At 60.9% G+C, this 15,079-nt stretch carries 12 protein-coding genes and 1 pseudogene; 3 read left to right on the forward strand and 10 right to left on the reverse strand.

Going from position 1 to position 15,079, the window contains the following annotated elements:
• Positions 1-29: 29 nt before the first annotated feature.
• Positions 30-1,121 carry a calcium:cation antiporter gene (locus ACXR0M_RS20650; protein WP_458833616.1) on the forward strand — a complete coding sequence of 364 codons (1,092 nt, stop codon included), beginning with the start codon at positions 30-32 and terminating at the stop codon, positions 1,119-1,121.
• Positions 1,122-1,220: 99 nt separating this feature from the next.
• On the opposite strand, the gene ACXR0M_RS20655 is transcribed toward ACXR0M_RS20650, so the two are convergent.
• From ACXR0M_RS20655 to ACXR0M_RS20695, 9 genes are all read right to left on the reverse strand, one after another.
• Positions 1,221-2,579, reverse strand: a complete 1,359-nt coding sequence (locus ACXR0M_RS20655; protein WP_458833617.1) for an 8-oxoguanine deaminase — start codon at positions 2,577-2,579, stop codon at positions 1,221-1,223.
• 254 nt (positions 2,580-2,833) lie between these two features.
• Positions 2,834-3,520 carry an SDR family oxidoreductase gene (locus ACXR0M_RS20660; protein WP_458833618.1) on the reverse strand — a complete coding sequence of 229 codons (687 nt, stop codon included), beginning with the start codon at positions 3,518-3,520 and terminating at the stop codon, positions 2,834-2,836.
• A gap of 219 nt (positions 3,521-3,739) precedes the next feature.
• On the reverse strand, positions 3,740-4,666 hold the full coding sequence (locus ACXR0M_RS20665; protein WP_458833619.1) for an ABC transporter permease: 927 nt from the start codon (positions 4,664-4,666) through the stop codon (positions 3,740-3,742).
• Entirely contained in the window at positions 4,666-5,772 is a 1,107-nt protein-coding gene (locus ACXR0M_RS20670; RefSeq protein ID WP_458833620.1) for an ABC transporter permease, read from the reverse strand. The genes ACXR0M_RS20665 and ACXR0M_RS20670 overlap by 1 nt, the downstream gene beginning before the upstream one ends.
• Before the next feature lie 14 nt (positions 5,773-5,786).
• Positions 5,787-7,346 carry an ABC transporter ATP-binding protein gene (locus ACXR0M_RS20675; RefSeq protein WP_458833621.1) on the reverse strand — a complete coding sequence of 520 codons (1,560 nt, stop codon included), beginning with the start codon at positions 7,344-7,346 and terminating at the stop codon, positions 5,787-5,789.
• A 589-nt stretch (positions 7,347-7,935) separates the two neighbouring features.
• Positions 7,936-8,517: an IMPACT family protein gene (locus ACXR0M_RS20680; protein WP_458833622.1), complete on the reverse strand. Its 582-nt coding sequence runs from the start codon at positions 8,515-8,517 to the stop codon at positions 7,936-7,938.
• A gap of 8 nt (positions 8,518-8,525) precedes the next feature.
• Positions 8,526-9,176: a TetR/AcrR family transcriptional regulator gene (locus tag ACXR0M_RS20685; protein WP_458833623.1), complete on the reverse strand. Its 651-nt coding sequence runs from the start codon at positions 9,174-9,176 to the stop codon at positions 8,526-8,528.
• Positions 9,177-9,263: 87 nt separating this feature from the next.
• Positions 9,264-10,652 (reverse strand): uracil-xanthine permease family protein, encoded by a 1,389-nt coding sequence (locus tag ACXR0M_RS20690; RefSeq protein WP_458833624.1) that lies wholly within the window; start codon positions 10,650-10,652, stop codon positions 9,264-9,266.
• 129 nt (positions 10,653-10,781) lie between these two features.
• Positions 10,782-11,702 (reverse strand): LysR family transcriptional regulator, encoded by a 921-nt coding sequence (locus tag ACXR0M_RS20695; RefSeq protein WP_305441260.1) that lies wholly within the window; start codon positions 11,700-11,702, stop codon positions 10,782-10,784.
• A 135-nt stretch (positions 11,703-11,837) separates the two neighbouring features.
• Here ACXR0M_RS20695 and aptA point away from each other — a divergent pair, with 135 nt between their 5' ends.
• A complete protein-coding gene (gene aptA, locus ACXR0M_RS20700; RefSeq protein ID WP_458833625.1) occupies positions 11,838-13,187 on the forward strand; it encodes an omega-aminotransferase AptA in 1,350 nt (449 codons plus the stop codon).
• 75 nt (positions 13,188-13,262) lie between these two features.
• Entirely contained in the window at positions 13,263-14,756 is a 1,494-nt protein-coding gene (locus ACXR0M_RS20705; protein WP_102357029.1) for a CoA-acylating methylmalonate-semialdehyde dehydrogenase, read from the forward strand.
• A 27-nt stretch (positions 14,757-14,783) separates the two neighbouring features.
• Here ACXR0M_RS20705 and ACXR0M_RS20710 read toward each other — a convergent pair.
• Positions 14,784-15,079: pseudogene (locus ACXR0M_RS20710) on the reverse strand (hypothetical protein); the annotation flags it as partial.

The raw sequence follows: 15,079 nt of genomic DNA on the forward strand, positions 1-15,079 counted from the left end.
ATTCGAACCTCTCGGCAAAAAGGCCCGCCATGTTCACGATTCTCAAGCAAGAAAGCTTTCTGTTGCTGGCGGTGATTGCCGCGTGCATCGCCTATCCGCTGGAGCACTGGATGCTGCACAGCGGGCAGATCGTCGCGTTGATCAGCGGTCTGGTGCTGATCGCTTTCATCGTCGCCGCGTCGATGCGCGTCGCCCATCACGCCGAGCTGCTCGCGGAAAAAGTCGGCGACCCCTACGGCACAATGATCCTGACCCTCGCTGCCGTGCTGGTGGAAGTGGTGATCCTGGCGATCATGATGAGCAACGAAGCGTCGCCCACGCTGGTGCGTGACACCATCTATTCGGCGGTGATGCTCGACATCAACGGCATCCTCGGCCTCGCTGCGCTGATGGGCGGGCTCAAGCATGGCGAGCAGTCGTACAACGACGATTCGGCGCGCAGCTACAGCGTGATGATCCTCACCGCCATGGGCGTATCGATGGTGGTGCCGGAATTTATTCCGGCGGCCAACTGGAAGATTTATTCGGCGTTCACCATCGGCGCGATGGTGGTGCTTTATGCGTTGTTCCTGCGCATGCAGGTCGGGCCGCACAGCTACTTTTTCAGCTACAGCTACCCGGACAAGCGCCGCAAGAAAGAGCCGGTGGAAAACCAACCGAAACCGCTGAGCCTGGCGTGGTCGATCGGCATTCTGGTGTTCGGCGTGGTGGTGATTGGCGCACTGGCCGAAGTGATGTCCAAGACCCTCGATCTGGGCCTGGAAGGCACGGGCGCACCGCCGGTGATCACGGCGATTCTGGTGGCGGCGATTTCGGCGGCGCCGGAAATTCTCACCGCATTGCGTGCAGCCTTGGCCAACCGTATGCAGTCGGTGGTGAACATTGCGATGGGCGCGTCGTTGTCGACGGTGATCCTGACCGTGCCGGTGATGGAAGCGATGGCGCTTTATACCGGTCAGCCGTTCCAGATGGCGATGACCCCGGTGCAGACGGTGATGATCTTTATCACGCTGATCATCAGTGCGATCAACCTGAATGACGGCGAGACCAATGCCATCGAGGGCATGACCCACTTTGTGTTGTTCGCGACGTTTATCATGTTGTCGCTGTTGGGTCTGTAGGAGCTGCCGCAGGCTGCGATCTTTTGATCTTGTTTTTAAAAATCAAAATCAAAAGATCGCAGCCTGCGGCAGCTCCTACAGGGTTTCATCGGCGGTTGATCAGGTGCCCGCAATCAACTGCCGGGCCGCCTGGCTGTGATCGGCGATCAGGCCTTTCAGATCCAGCCCCTCAACCTGGCCATCGACCACGCGCCACTTGCCGCCAATCATCACCCGGTCCGCACGATCCGCGCCACACAGCAGCAGCGCCGAAATCGGATCATGGCTGCCCGAGAAACGCAGCTCATCAAGCTTGAACAACGCCAGATCCGCCTGCTTGCCGACTGCCAGTTCACCAATATCGGTACGCCCCAACAGGCTCGCCGAGCCCTTGGTCGCCCAGCCCAGCACGCGCTCCGGAGTGATCTTTTCCGCACCGTAACGCAGACGCTGGATGTACAGCGCCTGCCGCGCTTCGAGGATCATGTTCGACGCATCGTTGGAGGCCGAACCGTCCACACCCAAACCGAACAATGCGCCGGCATCGGTCAACTCGATGCTCGGGCAGATGCCGGATGCCAGACGCATGTTCGAACTCGGGCAATGGCAGATGCCGGTGCCGGCCTGGCCGAGGCGGGCGATTTCGTCCGGGTTGAAGTGGATGCCGTGGGCCAGCCAGGTGCGCGGGCCGAGCCAGCCGACGCTGTCCAGATAGTCGACGGTGCGCAGGCCAAAGCGCTGCAGGCAGAAGTCTTCTTCATCGAGGGTTTCGGCTAGATGCGTGTGCAGGCGCACGTCGAGCTGGTTCGCCAGTTCGGCACTGGCTGACATGATTTCCGGGGTTACCGAGAACGGTGAGCATGGCGCCAACGCGATCTGGATTTGCGCACCGTCGCCGCGCTCATGGTACTCGTGGATCAGGCGCTGACTGTCGTCGAGAATCACCTGACCTTCCTGCACGGTCTGCTGCGGCGGCAGACCACCGTCCTTCTCGCCGAGGCTCATCGAGCCGCGGGTGAGCATGGCGCGCATGCCCAGTTCACGGACAGTTTCGACTTGCACGTCGATGGCGTTCTCCAGACCATCCGGGAACAGGTAGTGATGGTCGGCAGCGGTGGTGCAGCCGGAGAGCAACAGCTCGGCCAAGGCCACCTTGGTGGCAAGGGCGAGTTTTTCCGGAGTCAGTCGCGCCCACACCGGGTACAGGGTTTTCAGCCACGGGAATAGCGGCTGATTGACCACCGGGGCCCAGGCGCGAGTTAGGGTTTGATAGAAGTGATGGTGGGTGTTGATCAGACCCGGCAGGATCACATGCTCGCGGGCATCGAACACGTCATTGCACGGCGCGGACGGTTGCTGACCGGCTGCCAGCACTTCGACGATCTCGCCGTCTTGCAGCACCAGGCCGCCACGGGCATCGAGCGCGTTGGCCGTGAAAATGGCGAGGGGATTTTTTAACCAGGTACGGGTCGCGGGCATTTTGCCGGCTCCTCTGAAAGTGGGGTTCAGGGTTGCCAGCTCAGTGTTGCCCTGTCTGCTGATCCAGGGTCGCCGCGAAGGACGAGGCGCGCAGTTTCAAACAAATTGTTGCGTCGGGCAAGCCCCGAGCCGACCAGACACCACCATCACCCTGTAGGAGCTGCGGCACGCTGCGATCTTTTGATTTTGCTTTCAAGATCAAAAGATCGCAGCGTGCCGCAGCTCCTACAGGGGGATATCAAGATGTCGCGGGTTTACCAGGGAATGGTCTCACCCTTGTAGTTGATGAAGTGATGCCCGCCCTTGCCGGTATAGGCATTCACCTGATCAATCAGCCCGCGAGTGCTGGTGTCGACGTCGAGGTCGGCGCCTTCACCGCCCATGTCGGTCTTGACCCAGCCCGGATGCAGCGACAGCACGGTGAGTTTCTGCTCGCCCAGTTGCGTGACGAAACTGTTGGTCATCGAGTTCAGCGCGGCCTTGCTCGCCTTGTACAGCGCCAGCTCCGGCGCGTCCGCGACGGTGACGCTGCCCAGTCCGGAGCTCATGAACGCCAGCACGCCGCTGCCGTCGCGAATCTGCCCGACAAAGCGCTGCGCCAGATTGATCGGCGCCACGGCGTTGGTGAAAAACAACTGGCCGACTTCGGCGAGCGTCGCGCCACCCGGCGTCTGCACTTCCGGACCTTTGACCCCGGCATTGACGAACAGCAGATCGAAGGTCTCACCCTTGAGCTGTTGGCTCAGGGCGATCACCGCTTGCTGATCGTCCATGTCGAGCTTCTCGATGCGCACCTTGCCCAACGCTTGCAGCGCCTCGGCTTTCTGCGGATGACGCACTGTGGCGGTCACCTGCCAGCCATCGGCCAGCAGGGTTTTCACCAGACCGAGGCCGAGGCCGCGGGAGGCGCCGATGATCAGTGCGTGTTTTGCCTGGGACATGACGGGATTCCTTGAAAGTGACGGTTCACGGACTTAATGGACCTGCCTGAGCGAGCCTCGGTTGCAACGTTTGTCGCAAAAAATTGGCCTCCCTCACGCGGGTCGCGAAAGACGCGCAGCCCCCGGAGCTTACTCCAGCTTTCACCCAGGTTGCTCCTCGTTCAGTGCTGATCACCCGTTTTGTACCTGACACAACCACTGTGGAGCGAAATCACCGCCCTAATGTCCCGCCTGCCACGGCTGCCCCAACGACACCGGCGCATACAGCCGATTCCTGACGGCATCCCGCGACAACAGCACCAGCACCACAATCGTCGCCACATACGGCAGCATCGCCAGCAGGCTCGACGGAATCGCCAGTCCCAGGCCCTGCGCCACCAGATGCAGGATGCTGGCGAGGCCGAACAGATAGGCCCCGAGCAACAGACGCCACACCCGCCAACTGGCAAACACCACCAGCGCCAAGGCGATCCAGCCGCGCCCGGCGGTCATGTTCTCGGCCCACATCGGCGTGTACGCCAACGACAGATACGCCCCGGCCAACCCGGCCATGGCGCCGCCGAACAGCACCGCCAGAGTGCGCACGGTCAGCACCGGCAAACCCATCGCACTGGCGGCATCCGGGTTCTCGCCGACGGCCTGAATGATCAGCCCGATACGGCTTTTGATGATCACCCAGGCCACCAGTGCAAACAGGGCAAACGACAGGTACACCAGCAGGTCCTGGGCAAACAGCATGCGTCCGATCAGCGGAATCTCGCTCAGATACGGAATCGCCAGCGGCTCGAATCCGGCCAGCGGTTTGCCGACCCACGCGGCCCCGACAAAGGTCGACAGCCCCACGCCAAAAATCGTCAGCGCCAGACCAGTCGCGACCTGGTTGGCGTTGAACACCAACGCCACCAGGGCAAACAGCGACGACAACAGCATCCCGGCGAGCATCGCCAGCAGCACGCCGAGCCACAGGTTGCCGCTGTTGAGGGCGACGATAAAACCGATCACCGCACCGAACAGCATCATCCCTTCCTGGCCGAGGTTGAGCACGCCGCTCTTTTCGCAGATCAGTTCCCCCAGCGCCACCAGCAACAGCGGTGTGCCGCAACGCACCATGGCGTAGAAAATATTGCTCAACAGATCGATATCCATCACAGCGCTCCGGCGGTTACGGCGGTGGTCGAAGTGCGCCGTGCCCAGCGCAGTTTCAGGCGGGGCCGATAGAGAATCAGCACGTCACAGGCCAGCAGGAAAAACAGCATCATTCCCTGAAACAACTGGGTGATGGCTTGCGGCAGGTTGAGGCTCATCTGCGCACTTTCGCCACCGATGTACAGCAGCGCCATCAGCAGACTGGAAAACAGAATGCCGATCGGGTTCAACCGCCCGAGAAACGCCACGGTGATCGCTGCGTAGCCGTACCCCGGCGAGACTTGCGGCACCAGTTGCCCGATCGGCCCGGTCACTTCGCAGACCCCGGCCAGCCCGGCCAGGCCACCGCTGATCAACAAGGCCAGCCAGATCAGGCGCTTCTCGCGAAAACCGACGAACCCCGCCGCACGCTTGTCCAGCCCCAGCACTTTGATCTGAAAACCGACAAAGCTCTTCTGCAGCAACACCCACACCGCAACCAGCGCGAGCAGGGCGAAATACACCCCGGCGTGCACCCGGCCATCCTCCATCAGCAACGGCAAGCGGCTGGCATCGCCAAACATCGCTGACTCTGGAAAGTTGTAGCCGGCCGGATCCTTCAGCGGCCCGTGCACGCAGAACAGCAACAGGTTCAACGCGATGTAATTGAGCATGATGCTGGTGAGGATTTCGTTGGCATTGAAGCGCGTGCGCAACCACGCCGTCAGCCCGGCCCAAGCGGCGCCGGCAACAGTACCGGTGAGCAGAATCAGCACCAGTGCCCAACGGCTTTGCATATCGATGATGTTCACCGCCAGCGCACTGCCGGCGAGTGCACCAAGCAGCAACTGACCTTCGGCGCCGATGTTCCAGATTCGTGCTTGATACGCCACGGCCAGACCGAGCGCGCAGAGCAGGATCGGCAGCGCCTTGACCAGCAATTCGGAGACGCCGTACAAGTCGCTGATCGGCGCAATCAACAGGGTGTGCAGGGTTTGCAGCGGATCATGGCCGAGGGCGATGAACAGCAGCGAGCCGCAGCCCAGGGTCAGCAACGCCGCCAGCAGCGGCGAGCACCACAGCATCAGGCGCGATTGCTGGCCACGGGGTTCGAGGGAAAGCAGCATGTGGAAAAACTCCGTCAGAGCGTGGCCGATGAAGGCGCGTCAGTGAATTGCCCGGCCATCCAGCCGCCGACATCGCTCAGCAGGGTGTCGGTGGTGTTTTGCAGCGGTGACAGGCGCCCGGCGCACAGGGCGCCGAGGCGGTCGCTGATCTGGAACAGTTCGTCGAGGTCTTCGGAAATCACCAGGATCGCCGCACCGGCATCGCGCAAGGCAATCAGCGCGCGGTGGATGGTTGCTGCGGCGCCAACGTCCACGCCCCAGGTCGGGTGGGCAGCGATCAGCAGTTTTGGTTGCTGGAGGATTTCCCGGCCGAGGATGAATTTCTGCAGGTTGCCGCCGGACAGGCTGCGCGCGGCAGTCTGGCTGTCCGGGGTTTTCACCGCGAAGCGCTGGATAATCTGCTGCGCAAGGGCTTCGACCTTGCCGCGCTCGATCAAGCCGTTGCTCACCAGGCCTTGTTGAAAAGCCGTGAGCAGGGCGTTGTCAGCCAGGCTCAATTCCGGCACCGCGCCATGGCCCAGACGCTCGGCGGGGACGAACGCCAGGCCGAGTTTGCGTCGCGCATCCGGGCGTAAATCCGCCACCGCCTGATCAGCAAAAGTAATCGTTGCCACGTTGTCGCGAGGCAGCGGTTGTTCGCCGCTGAGCAGGGCGAGCAATTCGTCCTGGCCATTGCCCGCGACCCCGGCGATGCCGACGATTTCCCCGCTGCGCACCTGCAGGTTGATCTCGGCCAGCGAACAGCCGAATGGATCGGGGTTATGCCAACTCAAGCCGTTGACCTGCAAAAACGCCGCGCCACCGCTGACCTTCGGATATTCGCCGATCAGCGCCGCCGCTTCGCCAACCATCAATTGCGCCAATTGCTGGTCCGAGCATTCGCCGGGGATGCAGTGCCCGGCCACCCGTCCGCCACGCAGCACCGTGGCGCTGTGGCACAGCGCCCGGACTTCGCCGAGTTTGTGGCTGATGAACAGAATGCTGCAGCCTTCGGCGGCCAGACGCCGCAGGGTGATAAACAACTCGTCCGCCTCTTGCGGAGTCAGCACCGATGTCGGCTCGTCGAGAATCAGCAGGCGGATGTCCTGCATCAGGCAGCGAATGATCTCGACTCGTTGCCGCTCGCCAATCGACAGGCTGTGGACAAGTCGCTCCGGCTCCAGCGCCATGCCGTAGCGGCGCGACACTTCACGGATCTTCGGCTCCAGTTGTTTCGGCGTGCCGGCCTTGGCGCCCATTGCCAGCGCAATGTTCTGCGCGACGCTGAGGGTTTCGAACAGCGAGAAGTGCTGGAACACCATGCCGATCCCCAACTGTCGCGCCTGCGCCGGGTTGCGGATATTCACCCGCTGGCCCTGCCAGAGGATTTCCCCGGCGTCGGCCTGAGTGACGCCATAGATGATCTTCATCAGGGTGCTTTTCCCCGCACCGTTCTCGCCGAGCAGCGCGTGGATTTCTCCGGGGGCGATGCTCAGGTCGATGGCGTCATTGGCCAGACATCCGGGGTAGCGTTTGCTGATGTGGCGCAGTTGTAGGCGCGGGACGGGAGCGGTGTTGGTGGACAGGGTAGGCATGACAGGCTCGTCTGGCTTGGCGTTGTGCCTGTGGATAAAGCAATTTCCTGGCCATTGAGTCAGGAACGTCCGCAATGGCCCTGACGGTGCGCCTGGCGCAGAGCTTTGCATGGAATAAAACCGGTTCTGCAGGCACCAATTCAGCGCAAAGCCTTTGATCAGGCTCCACTTTTGCGCTGTCACCGCTGGTTAAAAAATGAGCAGTCGGCTCAAGCCTATGCAGTACATGCGACTGCGCCAGCCATGAACGGCTTATCCACAAGTTGTTCCACAGTATTTGTGCGCAAGCCCGAACGCCGGGCATAAGCATGGAACGCTTATCTTCTAATGGTGATAAACGCCGTTAACTGGTTGTTTTTAATTGGGATTTATCTGTTTATCGAAGGATTGGACGAAAAGTGAGCAAATCGCGCAAAGCCACGTGACAGAAGGGTTACAGCGGGATGTGCTCAGGTTATCCACAGTCGGGTGCACAGCCGATGTGGGCAAGTGTGTGGAATAAGCAATTTCGGGATTGCCCCAAAAGATCGCAGCCATCCAACAGGCAACGCAACGTCCTGTGTAGGAGCTGCCGCAGGCTGCGATCTTTTTAACGTTGCAACACAATCCGCCCCCGACTCAAATCCGCCAACTGCGTTTGCAGCAACGCAATCTGCGCCTCACCCAGTGCCAACTGCAACTCGACGCCATTGGCAGTGAACGTTTCTTCCACCACCAGCCCACCCAGATCCGCCACCCGCAGTTTCACCAGCGGCAACTCGGCAAACCCGCAGGCGCAGCGCAGCGGCACGCGGCTGATCAATTCGATTTTTTCCGCATTTTGCAGGCACTTGTTGGCGCCACCGCCATAGGCCCGGGCCAGACCACCGGTGCCCAGTTGAATGCCGCCATACCAGCGGATCACCAGTACCGCGACCTGATCGCAATCTTGCGCCTCGATCGCCGCCAGTATCGGTCTCCCGGCAGTGCCGCCGGGTTCGCCGTCGTCGTTGCTGCGGTATTGATCGCCGAGCTTCCACGCCCAGCAATTGTGCGAGGCATTCAAGTCGCTGTGGTGCTCGAAAAACGCCTGGGCGTCGGCAGGGCTGCCGATCGGCGCGGCGAAGGTGATAAAGCGGCTTTTGCGAATCTCTTCGCGGTAGTCGGAAAAACCGCTGAGGGTGAAAGGCATAAAACGTCTTATACGGAAGGGGTGAGGCCGCAGCCTTTGAGGATGATGCGGATCAGGTTGTTGCCAGCATCTTCCATGTCTTGCTTGGTCAATTTGCTGCGCCCGCTGACCCGGCAGATCTGCGTGGCGAAGTCGGCGTAGTGCTGGGTGCTGCCCCACAGCAGGAAGATCAGGTGCACCGGATCCACCGGGTCCATTTTGCCGGCGTCGATCCAGGCCTGGAACACGGCCGCGCGGCCCTGGAACCAGGCGCGGTAATCCTGGTTGAAATATTCGCTCAGGCATTCGCCGCCACTGATCACTTCCATGGCGAAAATCCGCGAGGCCTGGGGCTGGCGCCGGGAGAATTCCATCTTGGCGCGGATGTAGCGGGCCAGCGCTTCTGCCGGATCGTCCTCGGCGGTCAGGGTGTTGAAGGTGCTGTCCCACAGCTCGATGATGTTGCTCAGCACCGCCACGTACAACCCAAGCTTGTTGGTGAAGTAGTAATGCAGGTTCGCCTTGGGCAACCCGGCATTCTGGGCGATGGTGTTCATGCTGGTGCCTTTGTACCCGTGACGGGCAAACTCGTCTTCGGCGGCTTTGAGAATGGTCTCTTCGTTCTTCTGACGAATGCGGCTGGCGGGTTTGCCGCCGTGGGCTGGGACTTCAAAGGTCATAGGCACTTCCGGTTTGTCTGTGGGTGCAACCAGCTGCGTTGATAGCGCACCCACAGGCATCCGACAAGTCCTGATGCAATAAAACCGTTATGCCTGTTCGATCTTGTTCAGCGGTGCGGTGGATTCGACCACTGAAGATTTCGTCTCCGGCAGCAACAGGCAGAGGAAAATCGCGGTCAGCCCGCCGCTGGTGATCGCCGAGTCGAACAGATTCTGCACCAGTTTCGGCAGCAGGTGCAGCAGATTCGGTTGCGCGGCGATGCCCAGGCCGACGCCGAGCGAGGTGGCGATGATCAGCATGCTGCGCCGGTCCAGCGGCGACTGCGCAAGGATCCGCACCCCGGCCGCCGCGACGCTGCCAAACATCACCAGCGTGGCGCCGCCGAGTACCGGTTTCGGAATTTGCTGCAGCACCGCGCCGATCATGGGAAACAGGCCGAGACAGAACAGGATCGCGCCGATGTACAGCCCGACGTAGCGGCTGGCGACCCCGGTCAGCTGGATCACGCCGTTGTTCTGCGCGAACGTGGTGTTGGGGAAGGCGCTGAAGGTGGCGGCGATCATGCAGCTCACGCCGTCACCCAGGACGCCGCCGCGCAGACGGCTTATGTAGGAAGCGCCGCTGATCGGCTGGCGGGCGAGCATGCAATTGGCCGTGAGGTCGCCGACGGTTTCGATGGTGCTGATCAGATAAATCAACGCGACGGGCAGGAACGCTGTCCAGTCGAAGCTGAAACCGAACTTGAATGGCGCAGGCAGACTGACCAGCGGAAGGTCAGGCAATGCCTGTGGCACCAGTTTGCCGCTGAACCACGCGGCCAGGCTGCCCAGCAGCAATCCGATAATGATCGCCGACAGCCGCACCCAGGGCGTGTTCGAGCGGTTGAGCAGGATGATCGTCAGCAACACGAACACGCCCAGCGCCAGATTGCCCGGCGCCCCGAAGTCCGGCGCATTGAAGCCACCGCCCAGATCGGTGATGCCGACCTTGATCAGGCTGATGCCGATCAGGGTAATGACGATCCCGGTCACCAGCGGTGTAACGACCCGGCGCAATTGGCCTATGAAACGGCTGAGAACAATCTGCACCAAGGCGCCGAAAAAGCACACGCCGAAGATCATCGCCAGAATGTCCTCCGGACTGCCGCCACGTTGCTTGACCAGAAACCCGGCGGACAGCACGGCTCCGAGAAAGGCAAAACTGGTGCCCTGCAAACAGATCATCCCGGCGCCGATCCCGAACGGGCGCCGCGCCTGAATAAACGTGCCGACGCCGGAAACCATCAACGCCATGCTGATCAGATACGGCAAGTGCGCGGTCAGTCCCAGGGCCGAGCCGATCACCAGCGGCGGGGTGATGATGCCGACGAAACTGGCCAGCACATGTTGCAGGGCGGCGAGGATCGCGGCGGGCGGTTTGGGGCGGTCGTCGAGGCCGTAGATCAGTTCGCTGGACGATTCGGAATCTGCTTGCATGGGTTCGGCTTCTTGTTCAGGGATCGAGTGATCCCTTCACTGCAAAAACCTGTCCACTTGCTCAGCTTTCCGGGATTGCACCCGTCAAATGTAGGAGCTGCCGCAGGCTGCGATCTTTTGATCCTGCTTTCAACGCGTCGCCGCCAGGCTCTCCAGAAAACTTTCCAGCACCAAATGAGGGCGCCGCCCCTTGCGCGTGACCGATGCGAGGCTCAGGTCATAGAACCGCGTCTGGGCTTTCAGCGCCCGCAGCCGCCCTTGCTGCACCCACAGGCTGGCGTAATGATCCGGCAGATACCCGATATAACGCCCGGTCAAAATCAGAAACGCCATGCCCTCACGGTCAGACGCACTGGCGGTGCAATTGAGCGCCTGGTAATGCGCCTGAATCTCCGCGGGCAAGCGAAACGTCGGGGCAATCGCGTCCTGACTGTTCAGGCGCTCGTCATCCAGTTGCTTGTCATCGACATAAAACAGCGGATGCCCCACCGCGCAATACAGCAACGAACGCTCGCTGTACAACGGCTGATATTCCAGCCCCGACAGCGCGCTGGCCTGCGGCACCACGCCGACATGCAAACGTCCGTCGAGCACGCCTTGTTCGACTTCGTTGGGGGCAATCATGCGGATCTGGATCTGCACGTCCGGCCCGCGTTCCTTCAATTGGGCGAGGGCGTGGGTGATGCGCATATGCGGCAGGGTCACGAGGTTGTCGGTCAGGCCGATGATCAACTCGCCACGCAAATGCTGGTGCAGGCCGTTGACCTCGGTGCGGAAACTTTCCAGCGCACTTAATAGTTGCAATGCCGACTGATACACCTCGCGACCTTCCTCGGTCAGCGAAAAACCGGCGCGGCCTCGTTGGCACAAGCGCAGGCCGAGGCGCTGTTCGAGATCGCTCATCTGCTGGCTGATCGCCGAGCGCCCGATGCCGAGCACGGTTTCCGCCGCCGAAAAGCCGCCGCACTCCACCACGCTGCGGAAGATGCGCAACAGGCGAATATCAAAGTCACTGACCTGGGCCAGCGGATCGGGACGGCGGCTGCTCATGTCGTTCTCATTGTTTAGCAGAGATCTAACTGAAGGTTAGAAGAGTTGAATTTCACCGACTTTATCCGCGTGGCAATTTAGCTGCAACAACGCTTTCTATCTCCCTGACGCTTATGCCCTGCGAGGTTTTGCCCGATGAACATGCCTGAAAACGCGCCGTCGCCACTGGCCAGCCAACTGAAGCTGGACGCGCACTGGATGCCGTACACCGCCAACCGCAACTTCCAGCGCGACCCGCGTCTGATTGTCGGTGCCGAAGGCAGCTGGCTGTTCGATGACAAGGGGCGCAAGATCTACGATTCGCTGTCCGGTCTGTGGACCTGCGGCGCCGGGCACACCCGCAAGGAAATTCAGGAAGCAGTCGCCAAGCAACTGGGCACCCTCGACTACTCGCCGGGCTTCCAATATGGCCATCCGTTGTCGTTCCAGTTGGCCGAGAAAATCACTGAACTGACCCCGGGCAATCTGAACCACGTGTTCTTCACCGACTCCGGCTCCGAGTGCGCCGACACCGCGGTGAAAATGGTCCGCGCCTACTGGCGCCTGAAAGGCCAGTCGACCAAAACCAAAATGATCGGCCGTGCCCGTGGCTACCACGGCGTCAACATCGCCGGCACCAGTCTCGGCGGCGTCAACGGCAACCGCAAGCTGTTTGGTCAGGCGATGATGGATGTCGATCACCTGCCACACACTTTGCTGGCCAGCAACGCATTCTCCCGGGGCATGCCGGAGCAGGGCGGTATCGCCCTGGCCGATGAACTGCTGAAGCTGATCGAGTTGCACGATGCGTCGAACATCGCGGCGGTGTTCGTTGAGCCAATGGCCGGCTCCGCTGGCGTACTGGTGCCGCCGCAGGGTTATCTGAAGCGTCTGCGCGAGATCTGCGATCAGCACAACATTCTGCTGGTGTTCGACGAAGTGATCACCGGTTTCGGCCGCACCGGTTCGATGTTCGGCGCCGACAGCTTTGGCGTGACCCCGGACCTGATGTGCATCGCCAAGCAAGTCACCAACGGCGCGATTCCGATGGGCGCGGTGATTGCCAGCTCCGAGATCTACCAGACCTTCATGAATCAGCCGACGCCGGAATACGCTGTGGAATTCCCGCACGGCTACACCTACTCGGCCCACCCGGTGGCGTGCGCCGCAGGCCTGGCAGCACTCGACCTGCTGCAAAAGGAAAACCTGGTGCAGAGCGTGGCGGAAGTCGCACCGCATTTCGAAAATGCCCTGCACGGTCTGAAAGGTTCGAAGAACGTCATCGATATCCGTAACTACGGCCTGGCCGGTGCGATCCAGATCGCAGCCCGTGACGGCGACGCCATCGTGCGTCCATTCGAAGCCGGCATGGCCCTGTGGAAAGCCGGGTTCTACGTGCGCTTCGGCGGCGACACCCTGCAGTTCGGCCCAACCTTCAACAGCAAGCCGCAAGACCTCGATCGTTTGTTTGACGCGGTAGGCGAAGTACTGAACAAGCTCGACTGATTTTCCTTCTATATATAGCTGCCAATAACAGGTGTCCTTGTGGACACCTGTTGACAAGAATTCAGGAGTTACCCGATGAGCGTTATCCCGCATTTGATCAATGGCGAACTGGTGACCGAGAACGGTCGCGCGGTAGATGTGTTCAATCCGTCCACCGGTCAAGCGATCCACAAGCTGCCATTGGCCACCCGCGAAACCATTCAACACGCGATCGACGCCGCCAAGGCTGCCTTCCCGGCCTGGCGCAACACGCCTCCGGCCAAACGCGCTCAAGTGATGTTCCGCTTCAAGCAACTGCTGGAGCAGAACGAAGCGCGCATTTCGCAATTGATCAGCGAAGAGCATGGCAAGACCCTGGAAGACGCTGCCGGTGAACTGAAGCGCGGTATCGAGAACGTCGAATTCGCCTGCGCCGCCCCGGAAATTCTCAAGGGCGAGTACAGCCGCAACGTCGGTCCGAACATCGACGCCTGGTCGGACTTCCAGCCGTTGGGCGTGGTCGCGGGTATCACGCCGTTCAACTTCCCGGCGATGGTGCCGCTGTGGATGTACCCGCTGGCGATCGTTTGCGGCAACTGCTTCATCCTCAAGCCGTCAGAGCGTGATCCGAGTTCGACGCTGTTAATCGCTCAGTTGCTGCTGGAAGCCGGCCTGCCGAAAGGCGTGCTGAGTGTGGTGCATGGCGACAAGACCGCGGTGGACGCATTGATCGAAGCGCCGGAAGTCAAAGCGCTGAGCTTTGTCGGCTCGACACCGATTGCCGAATACATCTACGCCGAAGGCACCAAACGCGGCAAACGCGTTCAGGCACTGGGCGGGGCGAAGAATCACGCGGTACTGATGCCGGATGCAGATCTGGACAACGCGGTCAGCGCACTGATGGGCGCGGCCTACGGTTCTTGCGGCGAGCGCTGCATGGCAATTTCGGTCGCGGTGTGCGTGGGCGATCAAGTGGCCGATGCGTTGGTGGCGAAACTGGTTCCGCAGATCAAGGCGCTGAAAATCGGTGCCGGTACTTCGTGCGGCCTGGACATGGGCCCGCTGGTCACTGGGCAGGCGCGGGACAAAGTCAGCGGTTATGTCGATGACGGCGTGGCGGCGGGCGCGACGCTGGTGGTCGACGGTCGTGGCTTGAGCATTCCGGGTCATGAAGATGGCTTCTTCCTCGGTGGCTGCCTGTTCGACAACGTTACTCCAGAGATGCGCATCTATAAGGAAGAGATCTTCGGGCCGGTGCTGTGCGTGGTGCGGGTCAACAGCCTGGAAGAGGCGATGAAGCTGATCAACGATCACGAATACGGCAACGGCACCTGCATTTTCACCCGTGACGGTGAAGCGGCGCGGCTGTTCTGCGATGAGATCGAAGTCGGCATGGTCGGCGTCAACGTACCGCTGCCGGTACCGGTGGCTTACCACAGCTTCGGTGGCTGGAAGCGCTCGCTGTTCGGCGATCTGCATGCCTATGGCCCGGATGGTGTGCGTTTCTATACCCGTCGCAAGGCCATCACCCAGCGCTGGCCGCAGCGTGCGAGCCATGAAGCTTCGCAATTCGCTTTCCCTAGCTTGTAAGTAGCAGGAAGTGACGAAGGCCGACCTCTAGAGGTCGGCCTTCGTGTTTTCGGGCTTTTTTGATCGATATGACAGAAATATGAAAATAGCGGTTGACGGCAGATTCCAGAGGTCTATAATTCGCCCCACTTCCGGCGCAGTCGAAACGGAAAACTCCTTGAGATTCAACGAGTTACGCAGTTTTCGGCAGCGGCTTGCTTCAGTTCGTCGAAGCCTGGAAGAAGTTGAAAGGGCAGTGTTGTTTGGCTCTTTTAACGGTTCGATCTTCTCGGTCGAAGCGGAGAAAAAGAGGTGTTGACAGCAGCGTGTAACGCTGTAGAATC

This window comes from Pseudomonas sp. Eth.TT006 (genome assembly GCF_054456575.1).